This is a genomic window from Actinosynnema mirum DSM 43827, assembly GCF_000023245.1.
In the GTDB taxonomy this organism is placed as follows: Bacteria; Actinomycetota; Actinomycetes; order Mycobacteriales; family Pseudonocardiaceae; genus Actinosynnema; species Actinosynnema mirum.
On sequence record NC_013093.1, the window covers coordinates 6106631 to 6127500 of the forward strand.

Genomic DNA, 20870 nt, shown 5'->3' on the forward strand with positions numbered 1-20870 from the left:
CGTGGGGGTGACGGGCCTGCTCCTGGCCGCAGGCGCCGGACGGCGGTACGGCCGCCCGAAGGCGCTGGTGTCGCAGGGTGGCGCGCTGTGGGTCGAGACGGCCTGCGGGGTGCTCCGGGCGGCGGGTTGCGACCGGGTGGTCGTGGTGCTGGGCGCCTCATCCGCACGGGTGCGCGCCACCGCGTCGCTGGGAGACGCGGTGGTGGTGGACAACGCGGACTGGTCCACGGGCGTGGGATCGTCCCTGCGCGTGGGCCTCGCCGCAGCGGGTGACCGGGACGCGGTCGCGGTGCTGCCGGTGGACACCCCCGGTGTCACGGCGGACGCGGTCGCCCGGCTGCTCGTGCTGGCGTCCCCGGCGGTGCTGGCGAGAGCCTGCTACGCCGGGGTGCCCGGCCATCCCGTGCTGATCGGCCGGGACCACTGGGGGCCGGTGTCGGAGTCGGCGCGCGCCGACGTGGGCGCGCGCGACTACCTGGTCGGGCACGGTGTGCTGATGGTGCCGTGCGAGGACGTGGCCGACGGCGACGACGTCGACGTGCCGCCCGCTACTTGATCGATCCCGCGCTCATCGCGGGGTGCTCCGGGACGCCGAGCCCGGTCTCCTCCCCCACCCGCACGGCCGCGCGGACCAGTCCGGCGAGGGCCCGTGACCGGCTGTGCGGCTGCCAGGCGATGAGCGTGGTGACCGGGGGCGCGTCGACCACCGGGACACCGGCGTGCTCGGCCCACTGCCAGGCCCGGCTGGACGCCGGGATGACCAGCAGCGCCAGTCCGAGCGCGATGAGCTGCGACACCTGCGCCTGGTCGCGGACCTCCGGTCCCGGCCCCGGCGGGTAGCCGCCTTCGAGCCGCGGCCACCGCGCGAGCGGCAGGTCCGGCACGTCCGCGATCTCCGCCATGGTCAGCGTGGCGCGCCGGGCGAGCGGGTGCCGCGCGGGCAGCACCGCGACCTGCTCCTCGACCAGCAGCTCCTCGACGTCGAAGCCGGCCACGTCGTCGAACGGCCGGTGCACCAGCGCGGCGTCCGCCCGCCCCTCGCGCAGCAGCGCGGCCTGCTCGCCGATCCCGCACAGCAGCACCTCCACCTCGGCCGCGCCGGGCTCGTCCCGGTAGGCGGGCAGCAACCTGCTGAGCAGCTCGTGGTCGGCGCCCGCCTTGACCGCCAGCACGATCCGGCCCCCGGCCCTGCGGACCCGGTTGGCGGCGGCGGTGGCCGCGTCGAGCACGGCCCGCCCCTCCCGCAGCAGCACCTCGCCCGCCGGGGTGAGGGCGACGCCGCGCCGGTCGCGCTCCAGCAGCACCGCGCCCAGCCGCCGCTCCAGCCGCTGGATCGCCCTGGACAGCGGCGGCTGCGCCATGCCCAGCCGCTCGGCGGCCCGCCCGAAGTGCAGCTCCTCGGCGACGGTGACGAAGTAGCGCAGCTCGCGCGTCTCCAGGTCCACCGCACGAGGCTACGCCCCCGGTGATACCCGCCGGGTATCACAGCGGGCGCAACGGGTCTTGGCGCTCCCGGCGCGACGAGCCGAGCATCGGTGGGGTGAACGAGCAGAGGACGGCGCTGGTGACCGGCGCGAACAAGGGGATCGGCTACGCGATCGCGGCGGGCCTGGGCGCGCTGGGCCACCGGGTCGGCGTGGGGGCGCGCGACGACGCGCGCCGCGAGGAGGCGGTGGCGCGGCTGCGCGCCGAGGGGGTGGACGCGTTCGGCGTGCCGCTGGACGTCACCGACGACACGAGCGTCGCGGCGGCGGCGCGGCAGCTGGAGGAGGCGGGGCACGGCCTGGACGTCCTGGTCAACAACGCGGGCATCTCCGGCGACCACGCCCCCGACTGGTCGCAGGACCCGACCGCGCTGGACCTGGCGGAGGCCCGCCGGGTGGTGGAGACGAACGTGTTCGGCGTGGTCCGGGTGACCAACGCCCTGCTGCCGCTGCTGCGGCGGTCCGCGTCCCCGAGGGTCGTGAACATCTCCAGCAGCGTCGCGTCCCTGACCAGGCAGGCGGACCCGGACGCGCAGAGCGGCCCGGTCATGGCGGTGTACGCGCCGACGAAGTCCTACCTGAACGCGCTGACCGTGCAGTACGCCCGGCAGCTGGCGGGCACGGGCGTGCTGGTGAACGCGGCCTGCCCCGGTCTGGTGGCGACCGACTTCACCGGGTTCCAGGCCCCGCGCACCCCCGAGCAGGGCGCGGTGGCGGCCCTGCGCCTGGCGACCCTGCCCGACGGCGGCCCGTCCGGCGGGTTCTTCGACGACGAGGGCGCCCTGCCCTGGTGACCCGCAGGCCTCCGCGCGCCCGGCGCGCGCGGAGGCCCCGGCCGGTCACACGAGCACGACCTCCACGCCCGCGTCCCGGATGCGCGCCACCTCGTCCGGGGGCGCGTCCACGTCCGTGACCAGCACGTCGATCTCCTCCACCCCGCACACCCGGCCGAACGCGGTCCGCCCGAACTTCGAGCTGTCCACGGCGGCGACCACCCGCCCGGCAGCGCCCACGGCGGCCAGCTTCACCGCGCTCTCCCCGAGGTCGTGCGCCGACACCCCGTCCCGCGCGCTCAGCCCGCAGCTGCTGAGCACCACGGTGTCGAACCGCATCACCCGGAACGCGTGCTCGGTCAGCGGCCCGGTGAACGCCTGCTCCCCCGCCCTGACCTCCCCGCCGGGCAGCAGCAGCCGCACCTGCGCCGAGCCGCGCAGCAGGTCGACCGCGTGCAGCGACAGCGCCAGCACGGTCACCCGCCGGTCCACCAGGGAGCGGGCGACCTCCAGCGTGGTCGTCCCGGCGTCCAGGACGGCCGTCTCGCCGTCGTCCAGCATCGCCGCGACGGCGGCCCCGATCCGCCGCTTCGCCTCGACCCGCTGCCGCACCCGCGCCGAGTAGGGCGTCGCCTGCCCGGTGAGCATCCCGACCGCCGCGCCCCTGACCCGCCGCAGCAGGCCCTCGCGCTCCAGCACGTCCAGGTCCCGCCGCACGGTCATCTCCGAGCACCCGACCAGCTCCGCGATCTCCGCGACGCCCACCCGCCCGCCGTGCCGCAGGCTGCCCAGGATCACCTCGTGCCGCTGTGCCACATCCACGGAGTTCATCCGAACAACCGGGATGGTCGTGGTCAAGGGCTGGTGGCCCGCGCCACCCTCCTGGTAGGACTGCCCCACCTTGCTGCCGATCACCGGAGGTCACCAGATGGGTGCGAAGCGAACCGGTTCCGCGTACGGCGACGCGGTCCGCGACCTGCTGTCCAGGGTGGAGGAGCAGAACGCCGCGGCGCTGGACGACGTCGCCGAGCTCGTCCTGGCGTCGGTGCGGGGCGACGGCGTGGTGCTCGCGGCGGGCGCGGGCCACTCGCTGGCGGCGGTCGCCGAGACCTTCTACCGGGCGGGCGGCCTGGCGTGCGTGCGCCCGCTGTACCACCCGGAGCTGCTGCCGATGCACGGCGCGATCAGCAGCACCGCCGCCGAGCGCCGCTCGGGCCTGGCAGGCCAGGTGCTGCGCGAGGCGGGGCTGGCCAGGCACGACGTGCTGTTCGTGTTCTCCACCTCGGGCGTGAACCCGTACCCGGTGGAGCTGGCCGCGCACGCGGCCGACGCGGGCTGCCCGGTGGTGGCCGTGACGTCCCGGTCCGCGAGCGCGGCGGCGCCGAGGCGGGCGGGGTCGACGCTGGCCGACAACGCCACGATCGTGCTGGACAACCTGGTGCCGCCGGGCGACTCCAGCTACCCGCTGGACGCGCCGGTGACGGCGGCGGTGTCCACGATCGCGACCACGTTCCTGTGGAACCTGGTGATGGTGCGGCTGGTGGACAAGGCCGCCGAGGAGGGCGTGGACCTGCCGCTGTGGCGCAGCGCGAACGTGGAGGGCGGGGACGCGGCGAACGCGGGGCTGCTGCGCAAGTACCAGGCGCGGGTGCCGCAGCTGGGCTGAGCGCGGGCCGGGCGGGCGCGGCCCACCGGGTGCGGCCGGGCGGGAGGTTCCTGGCCAGTCCACGCTCCGCCGGGTGCGGCCGGGGCGGGCACGGCCGGGCGGTCGGACGCGGTCCACCGAGGTGCGCCAGGCAGTCACGGCCCGATAGGGCTCTGGGCGTGGGCGGCCCGGCGGGGGACGAGCGAGGGCGGCCGGGCGCAGCCCACCGAGGTGTGCCAAGCAGTCACGGCCCGATGGAGCCGGACTTGGGCGGTCCGGCGGGCCGAACGAGGGTGCCAGGCAGTCACGGCCCGATGGAGCCGGACGTGGGCGGTCCGGCGGGCCGAACGAGGGTGCCCGGGCCGAGGGGGCCACGTGTAGGCGGCGGGCAGAGCGGGGCGGGCGCGACGGGCAGAGCGGGGCGGGCGCGACGGGCAGAGCGGGGCGAGGCGGGCCGAGCCGGGCGGGCAGGTCAGGCGGGGGCGTTGGTCGGGGTTCCTGGGTGGCTTGTGGTGCGGCGGGCGCGGGCGGGGGAAGGTTCCGGTCGCGCCCGGCGCGTCAGGCCCGCGCGGCCCCCGCCTTCTCGGCGGCCTCGTCCTCCGACCCGTCGCCCAGCCTGTCGCCCGCCGTCTCGCCCGCCGTCTCGCCCACCACCGCGTCCGCCGTCCCGCTCCCCCGCGCGCCCTCCTGCGTCCCGTGCAGCTGCGCGTACCGCCCGTTCGCCGCGATCAGCTCGTCGTGCGTCCCCCGCTCCACGATCCGCCCGCCCTCCACCACGAGGATCACGTCGGCCGAGCGGATGGTCGACAACCGGTGCGCGATCACCAGCGCGGTCCGGCCGCGCAGGGCCTCGCCGAGCGCGGCCTGCACGGCCGCCTCCGACTCGGTGTCCAGGTGCGCGGTCGCCTCGTCCAGGATCACCACCCTGGGCCTGGCCAGCAGCAGCCTCGCGATGGTCAGCCGCTGCCGCTCCCCGCCCGACAGCCGGTACCCGCGCTCGCCGACGACGGTGTCGAGCCCGTCCGGCAGCGAGGCGACCAGCTGCTCCAGCCTGGCCCGCCGCAGCGCGTCCCACACCTCCTCCTCGCCCGCCTCCGGCCTCGGGTACAGCAGGTTGGCCCGGATCGTGTCGTGGAACAGGTGCCCGTCCTGGGTGACGACGCCGACCGCGCCGCGCAGGTCCTCGGAGGCGACCTCGCGCACGTCCACCCCGGACAGCCGCACCGCGCCCGCGTCGACGTCGTACAGCCTGGGCACCAGCGAGGCCAGCGTGGACTTGCCCGCGCCCGACGACCCGACCACCGCGACCAGCTGCCCGGCCTCGGCGCGGAAGTCCAACCCGTGCAGCACCTCCTCGCCACCGCGCGTGTCCAACGTGGCCACCGATTCGAGGGATGCCAGCGACACCCGGTCGGGGGCCGGGTAGCCGAAGCGGACGCCGTCGAACTCCACCGACAGCGGTCCCTGCGGCAGCTTCACCGGCTTCTCCGGCTCGGCGATCATCGGCTCCAGGTCCAGCACCTCGAAGACCCGCTCGAACGACACCAGCGCCGTCATCACGTCCACGCGCGCGTTGGCCAGCGCGGTCAGCGGCGCGTACAGCCTGGTCAGCAGCAGCGCCAGCGACACGACGGTGCCCGCCGCGAGCTCCCCGGTGATCGCCAGGTACCCGCCGAGCCCGTAGACCAGCGCCTGGGCGAGCGCGGACACCAGGGTCAGGCCGGTCATGAACCAGCGGGTGGCCATCGCGGTGCGCACGCCGATGTCGCGCACCCGCGCGGCCCGCTCGCCGAACTCGGCGGCCTCGGCGCGCGGGTGGCCGAACAGCTTGACCAGGGTCGCGCCGGGCGCGGAGAACCGCTCGGTCATCTGCGTGGTCATGCCCGCGTTCAGCCCGGACGCCTCGCGCTGCAGGTCGGCCATGCGCGCGCCCATCCGCCTCGCGGGCAGCACGAACAGCGGCAGCAGCACCAGGGCGAGCACGGTCACCTGCCAGGACAGCGTGACCATCACGCCGAGCGACAGGCCGAGCTGGATGACGTTGGTGACCACCCCGGACAGGGTGGAGGTGAACGCGCGCTGGGCGCCGATGACGTCGTTGTTGAGCCTGCTGACCAGCGCGCCGGTGCGGGTGCGGGTGAAGAACGCGACGGGCATCTTCTGCACGTGCTCGAACACGGCGCGCCGCAGGTCGTGGATGAGGCCCTCGCCGATGCGGGAGGACTGCCAGCGCTCGACCAGGCCGAGCCCGGCGTCGAGCACCGCGATGCCCGCGATGACGACGGCGAGCCAGACCACGGTGGACACGTCGCCGTGCCCGACGATCGCGTCCACGACCCGCCCGGCGAGCACGGGCGTGCTGACCGCGAGCACCGCCGACACGACCGTGAGCAGCAGGAACACCACGAGCTTCGCCCGGTGCGGCCGGGCGAAGGCGAGCACCCGGCGGAACGTGCCGCGCCGGACGCCGTTCGGGGTGTCGGAGGCGGCCACGGCCGCGCGCATCAGAGCCCAGGAACCTTCCACTCCCGTGCAGAACACCGGGGGACGCCGCTTGCTTCCCCGGTTCCGCTGAACGCGAACATTTTTCAGGTAGCGAATGGCCCAGGAGGCGCGCACCGGGGAATGCGGGACGTCGCAATCCCGCCGACGCGCGGAATGCAAGTGACACGATCGAGTGAACTTGCGCGATGCTTGGCCCACAAAACGATCCGCCGTGGAACCCGGAATTCCACCCGGAAGAACAAGGACCGTTCGTCCGGCGACCGCTGAGACGCCCCCGGAAACGTGTCGAAAGCTACCCCAGCGCCCGGTTTCACGCCCCGAGGAGACCCGTGGGGGCGTCCCGAACCGCATCGGGGACGGAACCTGAAAACGCTTTCAGTTCTACTTTCCCGAACTGAACCGACCCCGCCGGGGCGAACCGGAGGGCCCACGAAGCGCCTGCGCGATCCCGCACCACCCCGAAGCGCCACCGCGGGCGTACGACCGGGGCGGCGATCAGGACCTGGCGAGCGCCGCGAGGTCCGCGAGCCTGCGCAGCTGGGCCTCCCGCTCGGCCCGCAGCTGCTCCTCCTCGGACGCCCCGTCCGCGGCGGCGGCCAGCAGCGCCAGGGTCTCGCGCGTCGCGCCCGGAAGGGGCAGCGTCACGGCGGCGACCAGGTCGTCCACGGCGGCGTCGAGCCCGTCGACCGGCACGACCGCGTTGACCAGCCCCATCGCCAGCGCCTCGGTCGCGCCGACCTTGCGCCCGCTCAGGCAGATCTCGGCGGCCCGCGAGTACCCGACCAGCCGCACCAGGGGCAGCGTGCCGCCCAGGTCGGGGACGAGCCCGAGGGAGGTCTCGGCCATCCGGAACCGGGCGTCCTCGGCGGCGACGCGGAAGTCGCACGCCAGCGCCAGCTGGAAGCCCGCGCCGATGGCGTGCCCGCGCACCGCGGCCACGGTCACCCGCTCCGGGGAGCGCAGCCAGCGGAAGCCCTCCTGGAAGGACGCGATCAGCGCGGCCCCGCCCTCGGGACCGCGCTGCAGGATGTCCATCAGGCCGGGTTCGCCGTCCACGTGGTCACCGGTGAACAGCCGTCGGTCCAGGCCCGCCGAGAAGGCGCGACCTGAGCCCCGGACGACCACGACGCGGACGTCCGGGCCCAGCTTCTCACCGATGTGGCGCAGAGCCTCCCACGTGGACGGCGTCTGCGCGTTGAGCACGTCCGGCCGTTCGAGCACGATGGTCGCGCGCGGTCCGTCGAGGACGAGCCGCACACCACCGCGCTCGAGCAGGTCGGCGTCCACTGCGCTCGATGCCGACATGCGCTGAAACCTCCGGGTCCGGGAGGGTGTCGCGTCCTGCGTCACCCGCTTGTGTTACCGGAGGGTAGCTTACTTCTTCTTCGTTCGGGTGGCGCCACCTCGACCGCGCAGCTGCACACCGGACTCGCTGAGGACCCGGTGCACGAAGCCGTAGGAGCGCCCGGTTGACTCGGCCAAAGCCCGGATGCTCGCGCCCTTTTCGTACTTCTTCTTCAGGTCAGCGGCCAGCTTGTCCCGTGTGGCACCGGTGATCCGGGCGCCCTTCTTCAGGTCAGCCACCTTGTCCCGCCTTCCGTGGACAGCAGGTCGGGCCTTGAAAGCCCCTGTCGTCGCAATGATCGATCACGGAGGGCGAGAACGCCAGGCGATCTTGCGAAAAGATCGGCGCGCGTTCGGATGATCACTCAGAGTTGATCGGGGTTTCCGGGGCGAAATCGTTGCGTCAGGCCAATTGCACGAGTTCCAGGTACTCCGCGGACCAGTGGTCCTCGGTCCCGTCCGGCAACAGGATCACCCGCTCGGGCTCCAGGGCCTCGACCGCTCCGGGGTCGTGCGTGACCAGCACGACGGCCCCCTCGTAGCGGCGCAGCGCGTCGAGCACCTGCTCGCGGCTGGCCGGGTCGAGGTTGTTGGTGGGCTCGTCGAGCAGCAGCACGTTGGCCGCGCTGGAGACCAGGCCCGCCAGCGCCAGCCGGGTCTTCTCGCCGCCCGACAGGGTGCCCGCCGGCTGGTCGAGCTGCTCGCCGCTGAACAGGAACGTGCCCAGCAGCGAGCGCAGCTGCTGCTCCGGCACGTCCGGCGCGGCGTGCCGGATGTTCGCCCACACCGACGCGTCGTGGTCGAGCGTCTCGTGCTCCTGCGCGAAGTAGCCGAGCTTGAGCCCGTGGCCGGGCACGACCTCGCCGCTGTCGGGGGTCTCCATGCTGCCGATCAGGCGCAGCAGCGTGGTCTTGCCCGCGCCGTTCAGGCCGAGGATGACCACCCGCGAGCCCCGGTCGATCGCCAGGTCGACGCCGGTGAACACCTCCAGCGACCCGTAGGTCTTGCTCAGGCCCTCGGCGGTCAGCGGGGTGCGCCCGCACTGGGCGGGCTGCGGGAAGCGGATCTTGGCGACCTTGTCGGCCTGCCTGGTCTCCTCAAGCCCGGACAGCAGCTTCTCGGCGCGGCGGGCCATGTTCTGGGCGGCGACGGCCTTGGTGGCCTTGGCGCGCATCTTGTCGGCCTGGGCCATGAGCGCCCCGGCCTTCTTCTCCGCGTTGGCCCGCTCGCGGCGGCGGCGCTTCTCGTCGGCCGAGCGCGCCTCCAGGTACTTCTTCCAGCCCATGTTGTAGGTGTCGACCTCGCCACGCGTGGCGTCGAGGAACCACACCTTGTTCACCACGTCGTCGAGCAGCTCCACGTCGTGGCTGATCACCACGAGGCCGCCGTCGTGCGACTTGAGGAACCCGCGCAGCCAGGCGATCGAGTCGGCGTCGAGGTGGTTGGTGGGCTCGTCGATCAGCAGGATCGTGCTCGACTTGGCGCCCACGCCCGCCTCGGAGGCGGCGAACAGGATGCGGGCCAGCTCGACGCGGCGGCGCTGACCGCCCGACAGGGTGCGCAGCGGCTGCGCGAGCACCCGGTCCGCGAGGCCCAGGTTCGCGCAGATCCGGGCGGCCTCGCTCTCGGCGGCGTACCCGCCGAGCGCGGAGAACCGCTCCTCCAGCCGCCCGTAGCGGCGCACGGCGGCCTCCTGCTCGGCCTCGTCGGCCAGCTCCGCCATGGCGGTCTGCGTCTTCTCCATGTCGCGCACGAGCTGGTCCAGGCCGCGCGCGGACAGCACCCGGTCCTTCGCGATGACGGACAGGTCGCCCTCGCGGGGGTCCTGCGGCAGGTAGCCGAGGTCGCCGGTGCGCCGCACCTCCCCCGCGTACGGCTGGCCCTCGCCCGCGAGGACCCGCAGGGTCGTGGTCTTGCCCGCGCCGTTGCGACCGACGAGGCCGATCCGGTCGCCGGGCTGGACGCGCAGGGTCGCGTCGGACAGCAGGATGCGCGAACCCGCGCGCAACTCGAGATCGGTTGCGGTGATCACTTCAAGGCTCCGGGATAGGTGGAGAGGGCGTGGGATGACGGGGGCGGCTCGGCCGCACTCACTCGATCAGGATCTCCACCCGGCCCAGTCTACGGGTCGAGGTCCCCGAATCGGTCGACCTGTGGCCCTTGCCGCTGCCGAAGGCAGGGGGCCGGAGCCCGGTTCGGGGGCAGCCGGGGGGCGCGCGGGCGGAATAGATTGCTCGACCATGACTGACTTCGCGGGCAAGACGGCGCTGGTGACCGGGGCCAGCAGGGGGATCGGCCTCGGGATCGCGCGCGAACTCGTGGCGCGCGGCGCGGCGGTCGCCATCACCGCGCGCAAGCCGGAGCAGCTGGCCGCCGCCGCCGCCGAGCTGGGCGCGCCCGACCACGTGCTCGCCATCCCCGGCAACGCGGGCAGGGCCGAGGACCGGGAGGAGGCGGTGGCCAAGGTGATCGAGCGGTTCGGCAGCCTGGACGTGCTGGTCAACAACACCGGCATCAACCCGTCGTTCGGGTCGCTGATGGACGCCGACCTGGAGGCCGTCAAGAAGATCTTCGACGTGAACGTGGTGTCCGCGCTGGGCATGGTGCAGCTGGCGTGGAAGGCGTGGATGTCCGAGCACGGCGGGTCGATCGTGAACGTGGCCTCGGTGGGCGGGCTGCGCTCGACCGGGGTGATCGCCGCCTACGGGGCGTCGAAGGCCGCGCTGATCCGGTTGACGGCGGAGCTGGCCTGGCAGCTGGGGCCGAAGGTGCGGGTGAACGCGGTCGCGCCGGGCGTGGTGAAGACCAAGTTCGCCGAGGCGCTGTACACCGGCCGGGAGGAGGACGCGGCGGGCGCGTACCCGCTGGGGCGGCTGGGCACGCCGGAGGACGTGGCGTCGCTGGTGGCGTTCCTGGCGTCGGACTCGGCGTCGTGGGTGACCGGCGAGACGGTGGCGGTGGATGGCGGGCTGCTGGCGACCGGGACGCTCGGCTGAGCGCGGCGGGGCGCGCCCGTCGTCGGGCGCGCCCCCTCGGTCACCGACCGGGCGCGGCGGGCGAGGTGGCGGGGCCCGCGTCCGGGTCCCCCGCGTCCTGCGCGCCCGTGCTCGGCGTCCCCGCGTTGTTCGTGGTCGTGACCCCGCCGCCACCGGGTGTGGCGCCCGGCGCCCCGCCGGGACTCGTGGTCACCCCCACCGGCGTCGTCGTGGGCCCGTCGAGCGCGGTCGTCGGCGTCGACGTGACCACCGGGGCCTCGGCGGGCTGCACGTCCCCCTGGGCGCCGCCCAGCCCCAGCGCGACGACGGTCACCAGCGCCGCCGTGCCCAGCCCGGCGCCCAGCACCGCCCGCCTGCGCGCCCGCTCGGCCCGCGCCCGCGCCCCGCGCCGCAGCACGTCGGCCGCGCCGGAGGCCACCGGTCCGCCCGGCGCGTCCTCCAGCTCCTCGAAGGTCTTCCTGAGCTCGTCCTCAAGCATTCCGCGACACCTCCGGCCACAGCTCGGCGAAGTCCGCCCCCAACCGCCGGCGCAGCGCCGCCAGCCCGCGCGAGGTGTGGCTCTTGACGGTGCCGCTCGTGCACCGCAGCGACCGGGCGACCTCGTCAACGCCCAGGTCGTGCCAGAACCGCAGCACGAGGACCGCCCGCTGCTTGGCGGGCAGCGCGTCCAGCGCCCGCCACAGCACCACCCGGTCCTCGCTGAGCTGCGCGGGCGCCCCGACCTCGGGCAGCTCGTCGGTGACCCGCTCCCGCCTCCACCGCGCCTTGCGGCGCTCGCCGAGGAACGTGCGCACCACGATCCGCCTCAGGTAGGCGTCGACGCCGTCCCGGTGCGCCATCCTCGGCCCGGCGAGGTAGAGCTTGAGGTACGCGGCCTGCACCACGTCTTCCGCCTCGTGCCAGTTGCCGCACAGCAGGTACGCCGTGAAGCGCATCGCGGCGGCGGACCGGTCGAAGTGCCGGGTGAACTCCGCGTCCCAGCTCACGCCGTCAGTTCCCCCGCCGGTCGGGGTGGGTGGTGGCCCGCGGCGAGGTCTCCGGCACGGGCGGCTCGGTCAGCGTCACGCCGGGGCCCGACGAGGGCTCGGGGGTGACCTGGACCGGCGGGCTCCACGTGGTCGCCTCCGGCGAGGTCGGCGGCGGCGAGGTCTCGACCGGCGCCGTCGTGCCCGGTGCGGTCGTGCCCGGTGCGGTCGTGCCGGGCGAGGTCTCGACCGGCGAGGTCGCGACGGGGGTCGTCGCGGGGGCCGAGGTGGCGGGCGCCTGCCCGCCGCCCTGCCCGGAACCGCTGGCGAGCGCGGGCAGCGCCATCAGCGCCCCGCCGACCACCACCGCGCCGGCCATCACCACCAGTCGAGTGCGCACACCTGTCTCCCAGGTCCGGTGGCGCCGCCGTCCGGCAGCGCCCTCACCCCTACCAATGCGCCGGGGCGCTCACCCGGTTGTCATGGATTTCCGCGAACCAGGGCGCTCGACGCCCCTCAGGGCACGAGCGCGACCCACACCGGCAGCGGGTGCCCGCTCTCGGCGGGCGAGAGCCGCTGCACCGGGCCGAACCCGGCCTCGGCCAACTCCTCGGCGACCTGCTCGGACGTGAGCACCCGGTGCTGCGTGGACACCGAGCCCGCGACCTCCCAGGACGCGGGGCCGCGCACCAGCCGCACCACGTCGAGCGCGTACGACCCGCCGTCCGGCGCCCAGTCCCACAGCTGCACGGTCACCTGCCGCTCGTCCCCGCGCCCGAGCACCCTCGGCGGCGGCGCGGTGGGCCGCAGCCTGCTCAGCCGGTCCAGCTCGGGCACCGCCGCGACGAGCAGCCCGCCGGGCCGCAGCACCTCGCGCGCCGCCCTGAGGGCTTGCGGCAGGGCGTTCTCGTGCGCGAGCCTGGGCAGCAGGTCGTCACTGGCGCGCACCACGTCGACGGGGCGGTCCGGGCGCGCGCGGGCGATGTCGAGCAGGTCCACCACAACCGGGTGCGGCGTCCCGAGCACGGCCGCCGCCACCTGCGCGAGCTGGTCGTCCGGGGCGAGTTCCTGGTCCTGGGCGGCGGTCACGGCCACACAGTAGGGCTAAGGGGTCACTCGTCAAGCGGCTACCCGCCCAGCAGGGGAGTTTTGTTACCGGCGAGTTGACTTCTTGCGAACTCACCGTGCACACCACTTGACAGACCGATGCCCTAGCAGTGAACTCGTAACCCGTATGGCCCAAGCATTGACTCCTCCCGGCAGGCGACGGCGGACTGCGTTGGCGGGTAGGGTCACGGGGGCGTGATCTCATGACAGCGGGGAGTCACCATGACCAACGCTGCCGGTCGACCCAACGTGTCCGTCGACGAGCTCGACTCGACGGGCCACGGCAGTCTTGCGCAGCTTCTGACCACCGGGCCGTTCCCGGAGGCGCTGAGGGCAGCCATCAAAGCGTCGCGGCTCAGCCTGGACCGGATCCAGCACCGGCTGGCCCTCCGCGGGGTCACGATCAGCGTGGCCACCCTGAGCTACTGGCAGTCGGGGCGCCGCCGCCCCGAGCGCCCTGAGTCGCTGGAGGCCCTGAGGCACCTGGAGACCGTGCTCGGCGTGCCCTCCTCGGGCCTGTCCGCGCTGCTCGGACCCCCGAGGCCGCGCGGGCGCCGCTCCCGCCCGACCACCATGATGCCGATCGACGCGCTGTGGTCGCGCCGCGAGCGGGTCGCGAACCTGCTCAGCAAGGTCGACACCACCTCCGACGTGAAGCTGGGCCGCATCAGCCAGCACGACCGCGTGGAGATCGCCGCCGACGGCGGGCAGCGGTCCGTGTGGGTGCGGCAGATCCTGCGCGCCGAGCAGGACGGCCCCGACCGCTGGGCGCTGGTGTTCGAGACCGAGGAGTCCAACGTGCTGCCGCAGGTCGTGAACCTGCGCAACTGCCACCTCGGCCGCGTCGTGCAGGACCCCGAGGTCAACATCATGGCCGCCGAGATGATGTTCGAGCGCCCGCTGGCCAGGGGCGAGACGCTCATCATGGAGTACGAGCTGCTGTTCGCCGAGGGCCACTACCCGCCCGGCAACAACACGTTCGCCCGCAAGTTCCGGCTGCCGGTGCGCGAGTACGTGATCGAGGTCCGCTTCGACCCCGGCTACCTCCCGTCGCGCTGCCAGCAGTTCAGCGTGCCCGCGGGCGACGAGACCCCGTCGCGCCGCCGCAACCTCGCGCTGGACAACGCGGGCGGCGTGCACGCGGTCGCGCTCGGCTTCGGCCCCGGCGTGTTCGGCATCCGCTGGGAGTGGCCCCAGTAGTCCCACCCGTTGGGAAGGCCCCCGTGGGATATCCCACGGGGGCCTTCTTCGTCACAGCAAGCCTTCCAGGGCCGCGGAACCGCCCGGAACGGACACCGAATCCCGCTCAGCGGACGCCCGGAGCCCGAGCGGTCGCGGTCCCGGAGCTCAACTCCGGGACCGCGGCGCCCCGATCACACGCGCCTGATCACACGTACCCGGTCACCTTCAGCGCCACGTCGCGCACCGAGCCGGTGTCCGACGCAGCCGAGTCGACGACCTTGAACGTCCACGTGCCGTCCGCCGAGCCGTTCAGCAGCGGCGCCAGCGGCGTCACCGGCCGCCACGACCCGGTGAACGGCGCCTGCGCGCTCGTCACCGAGGAGAACGCGGCGGTCGCCGAGTCGTCGAACACGACCTGGCACAGGTTGTTGCCCGAGCTGCCGTGGCGCTGGAACAGCGTCGCGCTCGCGCCCGACGGCGAGGTCAGCGTGCCGACCAGGTCGCCGACGTAGCTGTGGTCGACGCCGACGGTCGTGGCCTTCTCCGCCGTCGTGCAGGTCTCGCCCCCGATCACGAACTTCAGCGACGACAGCACGCCCACGCCCGTCACCGGGATCTGCACCGAGACGCCCACGGTGCTGCTGTCCGGGATGGCCGTGACGCCGGTGAACCCGAACGTCTTGACCTCGCTGGACGGCTCGCCCACCGGCAGCTGGAACACCGAGGTGGTCGGCGAGGTGGCGCCCGCGTAGGTCACGCGCGCGTCCAGCTTCACCACGGACCCGATGGTCTGCGAGGCGGGGACGGTCACCTTGAACGTGCCGGTGAGCGTCTGGCCGGGGTCGACGTTGCCGTAGTACTTGGACCGGGGCGCGATGGTCACGCCCGGCGTCGACGAGGTCAGCACCACGCTGGTCGACGCCGCCGTGCCGTCACCGGTGTTGGCCACCGGCAGCGTCACCGTCGCGGTCGTGCCCGGCTTGAGGTACCGGCTGCCGTCGTTGTCGTTGGCGATGGTCGGCGTGGCCGCCTTCGCCAGCGGCTGCGGGCTCGCGCCCGTGTAGTCCAGCGCCAGGTCGCCGCGCACGACGCCCGCGCCGGTCTGGTTGTCCACGCCCGGCGCCGCGATGTCGATCGCGGTGCCGACCAGCGCGGCCCGCACCTCGGCGGGCGTCAGCGTCGGGTTGCCCGACAGCACCAGGCCCGCGATGCCCGCCGCGTTCGGCGCCGCCGCCGACGTGCCGAAGAACGGCTTGAACCCGGCCACCGACGTGTTCACGCCGTCCGCCGCGGTGATGTCCGGCTTCTGCCGCACCTCGGACGCGGGCGAGCCGTCCGGCGCGAAGAACACCCGGCGCGGACCGTCGGAGGTGAAGCGCTCCGGCTGCTGCGCCGAGGTGAACGAGCCGGGGAACGGGCCGGTCGGGTTGGCCGGGTCGCCCGGCTCCAGGTCGAACGACAGCGCGCCCGCCGCCGGGGCAGCCGCGACGCTGATCGCGCCCTTGGCCGCCGAGTGGCCGCGCGAGACGCCCGGCGTGGCGAAGCCCTTGAGGCCGTCCGCCGAGTCCTTGAACCGGCCGCCGAGCGCGCTCAGCGCCAGGTACTTGTCGTCACCCCGGAACTTCACGACCGCCAGGCGCAGCCCCGAACCCGAGGCGGGCGTGTCGATCCGCTCGTACGGGTTCTGCGTGCCGTCCTGGATGTTCTGGCTGAACGAGACGACCGCGCCCGCCGAGTTCACCAGGTACAGGTCGTAGTCGTTGAACGACCGGTTCAGCGGGTCAGCCCAGAACAGCGTGACCGGCACGCCGGTCGAGTACGCCGACAGCGGGTTGAGCACCTGCTTGGCGTTCGGGGCCGGGTCGAAGTCGTGCGCGGTGCCCGCGAACTTCCCGATGCCCACGCCCGAGTCGACGAACTGGCCCTCCCAGTGGCCGGAGGTGCCCGCCGCGACGCTGCCCTCGTTGCCCGCCGAGGAGAAGTACACCGCGCCGTCGGCGGCGACCGCGTCCACCGCCTGCGCGATGATGCCGTCCTGGAACGGCGACTCGTTGAAGTACAGGACGTCGTCGACGATCACGTCGCAGCCCGCCTGGAAGCGCAGGGCCCTGATGTTGTCGGCGAAGCCGGCGTCGCTGGTGAACGCCGTGGCGAAGCCGAGCTCCGCGTTGGGCGCCACGTCGTGCAGGATCTCCAGCATCGCCGTGCCCTCGTCGCCGGAGCCCTCCTGGCCCGGCAGCACGTCCACGGCGGGCAGCTCACCGGCCGCCTGCGACACCGCGAGCGAGCGCACGCCGTCCGACAGCGCGCACAGCTTCACGGCGGTGCCGGTGACCCGGTGCTCCTGGCGGGCGGTGTCGGTGGCCTGCGCCCGGTCGCCCTCGGAGGTGACGACCGCGTCCGCGCCGACCCGCTCCAGCGCCTCGCGGGTGCGCCGCTCGACCTCGGCGCCCCGCTCCTCCTTCGACTGCTTCGACTCCTCGGAAGCCTTGTCCCGCTTGGACTTCGCGTCCTGCTGGTGGAAGGTCTTCGCGTCCGCCGCGGTCTCCACGCGCCGCACGTCGGAGCGGCCCGAGATGGTGGTGAGCGACGCCAGCGGCAGCTGCGCGCGGATCGTGGCGCCCTCGGTCGAGACCGACCGGACCGCCCCGCCGGCGGACTTCACGGCGTTGACGAGGTCGTCGCTGACCTTGTGGGCGCGGATGTCCACCAGCACGGCGGACCCGTTCTGAACCTCTACCCCCGTCTGCACCGAGGGGAGCTTGGCCCGCGTCCCGGCGTCGGCGCGTCGTCGCTGCTCGACCACCAGGGAGCTGTCCACTTTGGACTCCGCCGGGGAGGCGGACTTCTTGATCTCCTGCAGGGCCGCGATCTGCGCGGCCGTCGTGTCCTCGACACCCCTGCTCGCCTTGGGCGGGTCCGCCGCTGCCGGAGCCGTCGAACCCAGCAGCAGCGCTAACGCCGCGGAGCCCGCGATGATCAGGGTGTCGCTTCTTCGGGACCGGCGTTTCGGTGAGCGCACAGGCGTCTCCCCCACGTTGATGCGTGCCCCGACGCACGCGGCCGACGATCGGATGTCACCGATCGAGGGGTCAACGTATTGGCCAGCCCTGATTACCGTCTGCGGCCGTTCAGGCTACTTGCCGCAGTTACCCCGTACATCACAGTTCACAGAACGAAGGCGTCTGTCCAGAGTTGCCCGGTTCGTCCGGACAGGGCCTCCAGCAGCGCGGATGCCTGGTTGTCGGTGAGCGAGGCGGTGAAATCCACGACCGCCCGACCACGCGCGAGCGAGCGCACCGCGTCCGGGCCGGACGGTTTTTCACCGGTAGCGCCGACAAGAGCCCCAGGGTCGTCCAGTGCCAACCGGGCGTACTCCTGCTCGGCCAGTTCGACCAGGTCGTGCAACCTGCGCGGCAACCTGCCGACCTCGTGCCGGTCGGTCACCCACTGCTCCAGCGCCTCCACGAGCGCGGTGAGCAACCGGGCCTGACCACGCTGGTGCAGCGCGAGATCCGGCCGCAGCAGCACGAACCGCCGGTGCACGAACTTGAGCACCTGCACCTCGTGCCACTGAGCTTGCGCGAGCACCACGTGCCCGGACCGCGTCGTGGGCTCCTCCAGCACGCCCACCGCGTCCACGAGTCTGCGCGTCCACCGCGCGGAGAACCCGGCCACCGCCTGCTCGGCCTCGGTGGACCCGTCGAACGGCACCGCGAGCAGCCCGTCGACCAGCTCGGCGCGCACCTTGGCCACGGCGGCGGCGAACACGTCGTCGTCCACCGCCCACGAGTCCTTCAGGTGCAGCCGCCGCCGCAGCGCTTCCAGCGACCGCCCCGGCCGCCGCTCCTGGGCGTCCAGCTCGGCCGCGCTCAACGAGGCCAGCTCAAGCCCTTGCTTCAGCCACGTCCCCAGCTCGGCCGCGACGGTGGCGTGCTGGAGCACCCCGACCCGGTAGAAGTCCTCCAGGTCGTGGATCGCGTAGGCGATGTCGTCGGCGGTGTCCATGATCGAGGCCTCGACGGTCTGCTGCCACGACTCGACCTTCCCGTCGAACGGCAGCCGCGCCCCGTGCACGTCGTCCATCTCGGTCACGTAGGCGGAGAACTTCCCCGACCCGGTCCCCGGCGCCTCGGACGGCTCGGCGGCGCCGCGCGGCGGCGAGGCCATGTCGCGCGGGTGCGGGTCCGGGTAGGACAGGCGGGTCCACGGGTACTTGAGCATCGCCGCGCGCACCGCCACCGTGAGGTCCAACCCCACCGCCTCGGGCCCGCGCACGTCCGTGGTCGTCACGATGCGGAACGACTGCGCGTTCCCCTCGAACCCGTCCGACAGCCCGAACCGGTGCCGGGCGATCCGGTCGAGCACCTGCTCCCCGAGGTGCCCGAACGGCGGGTGCCCGAGGTCGTGCGCCAGCGAGGCGGCCTCCACGACGTCCGGGTCGCACCCCCCGAGCTTCTCCAGCGCCCCACCCAGCTCGGGCCGCGAGCAGAGCCGCTCCGCGATGGCACGGGCCGCCTGCGCGACCTTGAGGCTGTGCGTGAGCCGGTTGTGCACCAACAACCCCGACCCGGTCGAGCTGACCACCTGCGTGACCCCGCCGAGCCGCGAGAAGAACGGCGACGAAGCCACCCGGTCCCGGTCGACCCGGAAGGGACTGGAGGCGAGATCGGCGGCCGTGGTCCCCTCACCGCCGGAACGGCGACTGGCCCGCGGATCGGTCTGGTCCTGGTGCATACGGGGCAACCTAGTTCACGGGGGTTGCGGGGACACGGGACGGGTCCGACAGGGCCACCAACACCCCGCAAGCCGACCCCACCAGCAAGCCACACACTTCCCCGCCTCGCGGGCTGCGGGGCGAGCGCAGCGAGCCCACGCAGCCCCCATTCCCGCGTCCCTCTTCTCCGTTTGGCCTGGCGAAGCCCGAGCGCAGGTGTCAAGACGCCGCCGCACTGCCCGGAAGACCGGGGTGCCCAACGGCGTCTTGACGCCTGTGCTTGCCTGAAAGGAGGCCACACGGAGAAGAGGGACCCCGCCCACCGCAGTGGTAAACGGGACCACCGCCCCAACGGTCACCGGCCGGCAGAGCCCGTCCCCCTCTTTTTTGGAGGTCTGCCCCGCCGGCGAGGCGTGCTTGTAGCTCTTCAGCTTGTGACGAACCACCGCAAATCCCGGAGGGGCCGCTCGCCAGCGGCACCAGTGCCCTGAGGTGCCAGGCCTCGGCGACGAGCGCGCCGCCCGACCGCGCTGGGGGCGCTCGACTACACGCGCGGCCTGCTCGCGGCCGGGGTTCGGATGGTGATCGCGGTCGGCGGTTGTGCCGGGTTCGACAAACTTCCCCGGAACGCAAAAAAGCCCTGTGGGGCGCACGGATAACCGTGCGCCCCACAGGGAAAGAATGTTCGGCGGCGTCCTACTCTCCCACACCCTCACGAGTGCAGTACCATCGGCGCTGGAAGGCTTAACTACCGGGTTCGGAATGGGACCGGGTGTTCCCCAACCGCAATGACCACCGAAACACTATGAAGATAACCAACCACACAGCACCACCCGTCGCGCCCAACCCCCACAGGGGCCAGTCTGCGACCAGTGACGGTCGGTTCGGTTCCTTCAGAACCGCACAGTGGATGCGTAGCGTCTTCATGACAAGTCCTCGGCCTATTAGTACCGGTCAACTCCAACCATTACTGGTCTTCCATCTCCGGCCTATCAACCCAATAGTCTCTTGGGGGCCTTAACCCACAAAGGGGTGGGACACCTCATCTAGGAACGAGCTTCCCGCTTAGATGCTTTCAGCGGTTATCCCTTCCGAACGTAGCCAACCAGCAATGCCCTTGGCAGGACAACTGGCACACCAGAGGTTCGTCCGTCCCGGTCCTCTCGTACTAGGGACAGCCTTCCGCAAGTATCCTACGCGCGCGGCGGATAGGGACCGAACTGTCTCACGACGTTCTAAACCCAGCTCGCGTACCGCTTTAATGGGCGAACAGCCCAACCCTTGGGACCTACTCCAGCCCCAGGATGCGACGAGCCGACATCGAGGTGCCAAACCATGCCGTCGATATGGACTCTTGGGCAAGATCAGCCTGTTATCCCCGGGGTACCTTTTATCCGTTGAGCGACCACGCTTCCACAAGCCATGGCCGGATCACTAGTTCCGACTTTCGTCCCTGCTCGACCTGTCGGTCTCACAGTCAAGCCCCCTTGTGCACTTGCACTCGACACCTGATTGCCAACCAGGCTGAGGGAACCTTTGAGCGCCTCCGTTACTCTTTGGGAGGCAACCGCCCCAGTTAAACTACCCACCAGGCACTGTCCCTGATCCGGATCACGGACCGAGGTTAGACATCCAGTACGACCAGAGTGGTATTTCAACGACGACTCCACAACCACTGGCGTGGCCGCTTCACAGTCTCCCACCTATCCTACACAAGCCGAACCGAACACCAATACCAAGCTATAGTAAAGGTCCCGGGGTCTTTCCGTCCTGCCGCGCGTAACGAGCATCTTTACTCGTAGTGCAATTTCGCCGGGCCTGTGGTTGAGACAGTCGAGAAGTCGTTACGCCATTCGTGCAGGTCGGAACTTACCCGACAAGGAATTTCGCTACCTTAGGATGGTTATAGTTACCACCGCCGTTTACTGGCGCTTAAGTTCTCAGCTTCGCCCCGAAGAGCTAACCGGTCCCCTTAACGTTCCAGCACCGGGCAGGCGTCAGTCCGTATACATCGTCTTGCGACTTCGCACGGACCTGTGTTTTTAGTAAACAGTCGCTTCTCGCTGGTCTCTGCGGCCGAAAAATCCTAGCCCGTAAAGGGCTTCAAATCCCTCGGCCCCCCTTCTCCCGAAGTTACGGGGGCATTTTGCCG

17 protein-coding genes and 2 rRNA genes (1 of these 19 cut by a window edge) are annotated in these 20870 nt (G+C 72.5%); 5 read left to right on the forward strand and 14 right to left on the reverse strand.

Features of this window, described 5'->3' with window-relative positions; all coding sequences use genetic code 11:
* Position 1: 1 nt before the first annotated feature.
* Positions 2-556, forward strand: a complete 555-nt coding sequence (locus AMIR_RS25400; protein ID WP_015803834.1) for a nucleotidyltransferase family protein — start codon at positions 2-4, stop codon at positions 554-556.
* Here the strand turns inward: AMIR_RS25400 and AMIR_RS25405 are convergent.
* Positions 549-1445: a LysR family transcriptional regulator gene (locus AMIR_RS25405; protein ID WP_015803835.1), complete on the reverse strand. Its 897-nt coding sequence runs from the start codon at positions 1443-1445 to the stop codon at positions 549-551. The genes AMIR_RS25400 and AMIR_RS25405 overlap by 8 nt on opposite strands.
* Before the next feature lie 95 nt (positions 1446-1540).
* Between AMIR_RS25405 and AMIR_RS25410 the strand changes: the two genes are divergently transcribed.
* Positions 1541-2278 (forward strand): SDR family oxidoreductase, encoded by a 738-nt coding sequence (locus AMIR_RS25410; RefSeq protein ID WP_041837015.1) that lies wholly within the window; start codon positions 1541-1543, stop codon positions 2276-2278.
* Between the two features lie 45 nt (positions 2279-2323).
* Here the strand turns inward: AMIR_RS25410 and AMIR_RS25415 are convergent, their stop codons facing one another.
* Positions 2324-3172 carry a DeoR/GlpR family DNA-binding transcription regulator gene (locus AMIR_RS25415; RefSeq protein ID WP_342626565.1) on the reverse strand — a complete coding sequence of 283 codons (849 nt, stop codon included), beginning with the start codon at positions 3170-3172 and terminating at the stop codon, positions 2324-2326.
* 13 nt (positions 3173-3185) lie between these two features.
* On the opposite strand from AMIR_RS25415, the gene AMIR_RS25420 reads away from it, so the two are divergent.
* A complete protein-coding gene (locus tag AMIR_RS25420; RefSeq protein ID WP_015803838.1) occupies positions 3186-3923 on the forward strand; it encodes an SIS domain-containing protein in 738 nt (245 codons plus the stop codon).
* A 537-nt stretch (positions 3924-4460) separates the two neighbouring features.
* Here the strand turns inward: AMIR_RS25420 and AMIR_RS25425 are convergent.
* The 4 genes from AMIR_RS25425 to AMIR_RS25440 form a co-directional block, all read right to left on the reverse strand.
* On the reverse strand, positions 4461-6407 hold the full coding sequence (locus AMIR_RS25425; RefSeq protein WP_015803839.1) for an ABC transporter ATP-binding protein: 1947 nt from the start codon (positions 6405-6407) through the stop codon (positions 4461-4463).
* 495 nt (positions 6408-6902) lie between these two features.
* On the reverse strand, positions 6903-7712 hold the full coding sequence (locus AMIR_RS25430; protein ID WP_015803840.1) for an enoyl-CoA hydratase/isomerase family protein: 810 nt from the start codon (positions 7710-7712) through the stop codon (positions 6903-6905).
* Positions 7713-7781: 69 nt separating this feature from the next.
* Positions 7782-7991, reverse strand: a complete 210-nt coding sequence (locus AMIR_RS25435) for a helix-turn-helix domain-containing protein (RefSeq protein ID WP_015103570.1) — start codon at positions 7989-7991, stop codon at positions 7782-7784.
* A gap of 163 nt (positions 7992-8154) precedes the next feature.
* On the reverse strand, positions 8155-9783 hold the full coding sequence (locus AMIR_RS25440) for an ABC-F family ATP-binding cassette domain-containing protein (protein WP_015803841.1): 1629 nt from the start codon (positions 9781-9783) through the stop codon (positions 8155-8157).
* A gap of 208 nt (positions 9784-9991) precedes the next feature.
* On the opposite strand from AMIR_RS25440, the gene AMIR_RS25445 reads away from it, so the two are divergent.
* Complete coding sequence (locus tag AMIR_RS25445) at positions 9992-10747, forward strand: SDR family oxidoreductase (RefSeq protein WP_015803842.1); 756 nt, start codon at positions 9992-9994, stop codon at positions 10745-10747.
* A gap of 40 nt (positions 10748-10787) precedes the next feature.
* On the opposite strand, the gene AMIR_RS25450 is transcribed toward AMIR_RS25445, so the two are convergent.
* From AMIR_RS25450 to AMIR_RS25465, 4 genes are all read right to left on the reverse strand, one after another.
* The gene (locus tag AMIR_RS25450) at positions 10788-11225 is read right to left on the reverse strand and encodes a hypothetical protein (protein ID WP_015803843.1); all 438 of its coding nucleotides are present in this window, start codon (positions 11223-11225) and stop codon (positions 10788-10790) included.
* Entirely contained in the window at positions 11218-11733 is a 516-nt protein-coding gene (locus tag AMIR_RS25455) for a SigE family RNA polymerase sigma factor (RefSeq protein ID WP_015803844.1), read from the reverse strand. The genes AMIR_RS25450 and AMIR_RS25455 overlap by 8 nt, the downstream gene beginning before the upstream one ends.
* A 4-nt stretch (positions 11734-11737) precedes the next feature.
* Positions 11738-12112 (reverse strand): hypothetical protein, encoded by a 375-nt coding sequence (locus AMIR_RS25460; protein WP_015803845.1) that lies wholly within the window; start codon positions 12110-12112, stop codon positions 11738-11740.
* A 116-nt stretch (positions 12113-12228) separates the two neighbouring features.
* Positions 12229-12801, reverse strand: coding sequence for a class I SAM-dependent methyltransferase (locus AMIR_RS25465; RefSeq protein WP_143760888.1), 573 nt, complete (start codon positions 12799-12801; stop codon positions 12229-12231).
* Between the two features lie 240 nt (positions 12802-13041).
* Between AMIR_RS25465 and AMIR_RS25470 the strand changes: the two genes are divergently transcribed.
* Positions 13042-14019 carry a helix-turn-helix domain-containing protein gene (locus AMIR_RS25470; RefSeq protein ID WP_015803847.1) on the forward strand — a complete coding sequence of 326 codons (978 nt, stop codon included), beginning with the start codon at positions 13042-13044 and terminating at the stop codon, positions 14017-14019.
* A 187-nt stretch (positions 14020-14206) separates the two neighbouring features.
* Here the strand turns inward: AMIR_RS25470 and AMIR_RS25475 are convergent, their stop codons facing one another.
* From AMIR_RS25475 to AMIR_RS25490, 4 genes are all read right to left on the reverse strand, one after another.
* Entirely contained in the window at positions 14207-17023 is a 2817-nt protein-coding gene (locus AMIR_RS25475) for a S8 family serine peptidase (protein ID WP_015803848.1), read from the reverse strand.
* Between the two features lie 146 nt (positions 17024-17169).
* Positions 17170-18738, reverse strand: coding sequence for a deoxyguanosinetriphosphate triphosphohydrolase family protein (locus AMIR_RS25480; RefSeq protein ID WP_015803849.1), 1569 nt, complete (start codon positions 18736-18738; stop codon positions 17170-17172).
* A 663-nt stretch (positions 18739-19401) separates the two neighbouring features.
* Positions 19402-19518: ribosomal RNA gene (gene rrf, locus AMIR_RS25485) — 5S ribosomal RNA — on the reverse strand.
* 124 nt (positions 19519-19642) lie between these two features.
* Positions 19643-20870: ribosomal RNA gene (locus AMIR_RS25490) — 23S ribosomal RNA — on the reverse strand (it continues 1852 nt past the right edge of the window).